The 5,378-nt window shown below is 43.3% G+C and carries 6 protein-coding genes; 2 read left to right on the plus strand and 4 right to left on the minus strand.

What is annotated here, in order from left to right:
* Positions 1 to 207: 207 nt before the first annotated feature.
* The gene (locus Q4546_RS18875; protein WP_303446839.1) at positions 208 to 759 is read left to right on the plus strand and encodes a gamma carbonic anhydrase family protein; all 552 of its coding nucleotides are present in this window, start codon (positions 208 to 210) and stop codon (positions 757 to 759) included.
* Positions 760 to 833: 74 nt separating this feature from the next.
* Here Q4546_RS18875 and Q4546_RS18880 read toward each other — a convergent pair whose 3' ends face one another.
* Genes Q4546_RS18880 through Q4546_RS18895 form a run of 4 tightly spaced genes read right to left on the minus strand, consistent with a single transcriptional unit; the run spans position 834 to position 4,662 of the window.
* Positions 834 to 1,112, minus strand: a complete 279-nt coding sequence (locus tag Q4546_RS18880) for a DUF1488 domain-containing protein (RefSeq protein WP_102436280.1) — start codon at positions 1,110 to 1,112, stop codon at positions 834 to 836.
* Between the two features lie 25 nt (positions 1,113 to 1,137).
* Positions 1,138 to 1,953, minus strand: a complete 816-nt coding sequence (aroE, locus tag Q4546_RS18885; protein WP_102475880.1) for a shikimate dehydrogenase — start codon at positions 1,951 to 1,953, stop codon at positions 1,138 to 1,140.
* A gap of 46 nt (positions 1,954 to 1,999) precedes the next feature.
* The gene (locus Q4546_RS18890; protein WP_102436284.1) at positions 2,000 to 3,268 is read right to left on the minus strand and encodes an amidohydrolase family protein; all 1,269 of its coding nucleotides are present in this window, start codon (positions 3,266 to 3,268) and stop codon (positions 2,000 to 2,002) included.
* Positions 3,269 to 3,279: 11 nt separating this feature from the next.
* Positions 3,280 to 4,662, minus strand: a complete 1,383-nt coding sequence (locus tag Q4546_RS18895) for an amidohydrolase (protein ID WP_102531182.1) — start codon at positions 4,660 to 4,662, stop codon at positions 3,280 to 3,282.
* Positions 4,663 to 4,857: 195 nt separating this feature from the next.
* Here Q4546_RS18895 and Q4546_RS18900 point away from each other — a divergent pair, with 195 nt between their 5' ends.
* Positions 4,858 to 5,295: a group II truncated hemoglobin gene (locus Q4546_RS18900; protein ID WP_102436288.1), complete on the plus strand. Its 438-nt coding sequence runs from the start codon at positions 4,858 to 4,860 to the stop codon at positions 5,293 to 5,295.
* Positions 5,296 to 5,378: the final 83 nt, after the last annotated feature.

Raw genomic sequence — 5,378 nt, forward strand, 5'->3', positions numbered from 1 at the left:
TTGAGGCTATTGGCCTGTCGCCGTGTCAGTGGATGCGCATTATAGGCAAGTTAAGATTTAGCGCAAGGGCTTTTATGCATAAAAACGCCTTTACCTGTTTGCTTGCTGGGATTTTAAACTAATCAGCTAGTTTTTATGCATTTTTAGCCCCCAACAGCGACTTTTTGGCTTTATACTGGGTGCAATTAAACAAATCAGGGATTTTATATGTTTAGCTCTATTCGTTGTTATCAAGGTATTCATCCTCAATTGGCAGATAATGTCTATGTAGATAGTGCAGCTGTTTTAGTGGGTGATATCACCCTAGACCATGATGCGAGTATTTGGCCTATGGTCGCTGCCCGTGGTGACGTGAACATTATTCGTATTGGCAAGCGCAGTAATGTGCAGGATGGTTCAGTTCTTCATGTGACCCGCAAGTCTCCATCAAAGCCTGAGGGTAATCCGCTGATCATTGGTGATGATGTCACTATTGGTCATAAAGCTATGCTGCACGGTTGCACGGTTGGTAATCGGGTCTTGGTTGGCATGGGAGCCATTTTATTGGATGGTGCGATTGTTGAGGATGATGTGATTATCGGCGCAGGTTCTTTAGTGCCACCAGGGAAAGTACTGCAAAGTGGTTTTCTTTATGTAGGAAGCCCTTGTAAACAGGTTCGCCCCTTAACTGATAATGAAATAGCTTTCTTACCACAATCAGCTGATAACTATGTCAGATTGAAAAATGAATACTTAGTAGATCTGCAGACTACAAGATAATTATAATTGTGCCCTACTATTATGATAGAAATAGCTAGTAGGGCTATAATTAATTGTGTAGAGCGATAAGACTCTTATATAGTAATGTTTCCCTGCGGATCAAATTCTTCTGCTTCTATCATCTCTTCGGCTATATCTTCTAGATCAAAACGTACTCGTTCGAATATTGCTAATGCCTGTTCTGCTTGCATAGGTTGTTCAGCTGCAGTTTGTTCACTGCTTATTAGCTGTAACAACTTTTCCTTGCTAACAATGCAATTGATATTCATGCCTTGCACTTGAGCACTAAACAGCATTGTTTGTTGTTGAGTATTCCATTCAACGAGATCGGTAAATATTACACTTTGGTTCATCTTGAGTACTCGGTGTTTTATTGGTTTATTTAAGTTGTGCTCTTAGCGTTTGATGAATAGCTTGAGTAGCCGGTTTAACACCGCGCCAAATATAAAAGCTTTGTGCAGCTTGTCCCACCAGCATTCCCAAACCATCGGCAACGGATTGCGCGCCGTTTGCTAATGCCCATTGGTTAAATAAGGTAGTCTCAGCACCATATGACATGTCATAGCAGTTGGTGTGACTTGCTATGATCTGTTCAGGTAATTTAATCAACTCACCAGCTAATCCGGCTGAAGTCGAATTAATCACAATATCAAAGCTGTTATTGAGCTCATCGATGGGAGTTGCCTGCACACGTCCATACTCAGCGAAAATAGCTTGCAAGGTTTGCGCTTTAGCATAGGTGCGATTACATATGGTTACTTGAGCCTGTGATTCTAGTAATGGTTTAAGGCAACCCCGTGCTGCGCCACCCGCTCCGATTAACAATACGCGTTTACCCTTTAAAGCACCAAAGTGCTGCATGACATCGTTTACTAAGCCAATACCATCGGTATTGTCACCACGAATGCGTCCATCAGTTAAATAGATAAGGGTATTCACGGCTCCTGCCAGTTTTGCAAGATCACTTAACTCATCACATATGGCATAAGCTTGCTCTTTAAAAGGCGCGGTTACATTGGCGCCTTTGCCACCGTCATTGAAAAAAGCCATTAGGGACTGAGAAAACTGATCCACAGGTGCAAGAATTGCTTGATAGCTAATGTCCTGTCCAGTTTGACGCGCAAACTCAGTATGAATGAATGGCGATTTACTTTGTGCAATTGGATTGCCAAATACTGCATACTTATCGGTCATTAACTTTCTCTATTCCCTAATTATTAATTCAACTTATGAGCATGGCTTATTGAGTATAAGCTTGTGGCATAGTCGACTTCTGAATATAGCGGTCGCGTAGCTCATCTTGGCGACTTTGCATGTTTTGCACTTCACCGTTAATCCACATTGTTTGAATCGCACTACTGTACTCAAATGGATCACCGCTCCAAAGCACCATATCTGCAGGTTTTCCTGTGGCAATGCGACCAGCATCTAGATGGAAGATATCAGCAACATTAGCGGTTATTGACGCCATGGCTTGATTATAATCCATGCCATTGGCAACCGCATTACCTGCTGCGTAACGTAAACCATAAATGCCATGGGCATCACCCGGTGTCGCCAGTATCACTTTGACCCCAGCTTTACTTAATTTTCCGGCGTTATCCAGTGAATTATGTAAAGAGTCAAAACTTTCAGGTAAATTGCGCATCGCGTCCATCACCACAGGTATGTTTGCGGCGGCCAATTGCTCTGCAACCACAATAGCATCGGCAGCTTTAAGTAATACCAAATCGAGGTTAAAGCGAGCTTTTAAGTTAATTAGTTGCAAGATGTCACTGGCTCTGTCGACATCAACCACCATAGTGATATCACCTGCAAGTACAGCATTGAGTAGTAACTCTTCTTTGCTTGGCGGTTTTGTCGCATCGGCTTTTTTAGCATCAGCTTGTTTATCCGCAGCTAAAGCTGTTTGTCTTGCTTCAAGTTTATTAATCAGTTGTTGCATACCGATAATACGTGAGCCTTCATGCACTGCGCCTAACTGCACCAATACGGCTTTTTCAGTTGCGACCACACTATCCCAGTGTCCTGTTAGCTCGACTTCAATAGCTTGGCCTGAAAAAATTGATTCTCCACCACCTGGTACCACGATATTGCGGCTAATGCCGCCTTTGCGGGCAAAGGCAATTGCGCTACTTTTAGGGTTAAAGGCTAAGCTTGGGTCGAAGCTGATATCAGCGTCTTTAGCATTAACATCACGGGTTATTTTTTCTTGACCGATTTCCACCAAACCTAAGTAGTTCATTGAGCCAATAAAGCCTGGGGTTAATACACTGCCTTTTGCATCAATAATATTATCCGCAATAACTGCTGAGTCATTTGATTGCTTGGCATTTACAGCGATGATGTGGCCATCTTCAATGACAACCGTAGCACTATCAAGTACGCCCTGTTCAGTTGAGGTATATACCTTAACATTAGTAATTGCCGTGGTTGCAGCAGACGCGATGATTGGGGTCAAACTCGCGAGCATAGCGCCAACGACCAGTGATTGGTTAAACTTTTTCATTGTATTGCTCCTTATTGTTGACCTAGCATGAAATCACTTTTAGCGCGGTAAGCATCGTCTTGATGATCAAATACTTTGGCGCCATCGATAAACACTTGCTCAGCTTTGGCATACACACTAAATGGATTGCTATTCCAAATTACCACATCGGCGTTTTTACCCACTTCAAGGGAACCGGTTTTATCTGCAATACCTAATGACTTGGCCGCATTCGAGGTGATCCAACCAATAACGTGTTCTTCTTTTAGATCAAAACCGTTTTGATTAGCACTATGCATAATTTTGGCGGTTTCTTGGTTAAGGCGCTGAATGGTCACGCTAGAGTCGGAATGCACCACAGCGCAGGAGTTGTTAACCGCATCTACGATGGCTGCATTTTCAACCACCATGTCATAGGCTTCCATTTTAAAGCCCCACCAATCAGGCCACATTGCGGCGCAGTTACCATTTTCAGCTAACAACTCAGCTATTTTATAACCTTCAATTGCATGGTGGAATGTACCGGAGTGATAGTTAAACTCTTTGCCTAAATCCACCATCATCGCCATTTCTTCCGCTTTATAACAATGGTTATGAATTAAAATGTCACCCTCTAACACGCCGCGTAAAGTGTCTTTGGTAAGATCTCGCTCTGGCGCTGATGGGTTTAAACCAGCAGCATAATCCGCATCATATTTATCCCAAGCTCGCTTGTACTCAGTGGCCTCAATGAAAGCTTGACGATAACCCGCCATATTACCCATTCGGGTCATGGGCGCTTCTTTACGCTTTCTGCCATAGGCACCTTTAGGGTTTTCACCACAGGCCATTTTCAATCCATAAGGGGCTTGGGGGAACTTCATGCCTTGCATGGTGGTTGCTGGGATGTTTTTTAAGGTCACCCCGCGACCACCAATTAAATTGGCAGAGCCAGGTAAGATTTGTAAAGTGGTGATACCACCTTCACGGGCACGATTAAACCCCGGATCTTGCGGCCATACGCTATGCTCTGCCCACACTTCAGCGGTATTGGGAGAGGTCACTTCGTTGCCATCGCCATGGGCATCTGCGCTAGGGCTTGGATACACGCCAAGGTGTGAGTGAACATCTACAATACCTGGGGTTATCCATTTACCGCTAGCATCAATCACAGTGACATTGTCTTGACTTAATTGCCTGCCAACCGCATTAATTTTGCCATCCATCATTAGGACATCAGCGCCGTCGATTCTTTCACCTGTACCTGTTAGCACAGTAGCGTTAATCAGCAAGGTCGATGTTCTTGGCATCACTTGGTAAGTACTTGGGTAGGGATTTTTATTAATACTAACTTTAGGGTCTTGCTGGGCTGAGTTACAGCCAAGCAGGGCTGTTGAAATCGCAATTACAATTAATCTTGGTGCCATCTTGGCCATGATCTCGGTCCTCGTTATTATTGTTATTATTGTTATTAGAACGCCTAAGTTATCCGATAAGCATCTGACATCACAACAGATAGATTTAGCAAAACATTAACAAAATATGTTTATGGCTTAGTAAAGCGAGAGATATAAACGGGATTAATCGTTATAATCAAGCCACTTTCATTACTTGTACTCAGTGTCGATACCATGAATTGGTTAAAAAAACTTTTTAGCAATAAGGCGCAACCTGATGACCGAGATCCAAATCAGTCCAATGCCTATGATTTAATTGGTGGCGAGAAGACCATTCGCTTAATTGCCCAAAACTTTTACCAGCAGATGCAAAGCCGTGAAGACACACAGCCGCTACTAGCTATTCATCGCGCTCCAATTAAAGATTCACAACAAAAGTTATTTGAGTTTTTAAGTGGCTGGTTAGGTGGCCCACAGCTTTATCAGCAAAAGTATGGCCACCCGGCATTACGGGCACGGCATATGCCGTTTGATATTGACCAAACGATGGTTGATCAATGGTTAACCTGTATGGAGCAAGCCATTGCTGAGGCAATAAAAAAGCCTGAACATCAACAAGTGATATTTCAGGCCATTTCGCAGCTTGCCAATAATATGCGTAATAAAGATTAGCTTTCGAGCTTCAACCAATCTTGTGGTTTAAGGTAGCGCTCGTATAGCTCCGCCTCTTGGGAGCCTTCTTCTGGGGTAAAGCC

This window comes from Shewanella sp. 4_MG-2023 (assembly GCF_030548015.1).
Classification (GTDB): Bacteria; Pseudomonadota; Gammaproteobacteria; order Enterobacterales; family Shewanellaceae; genus Shewanella.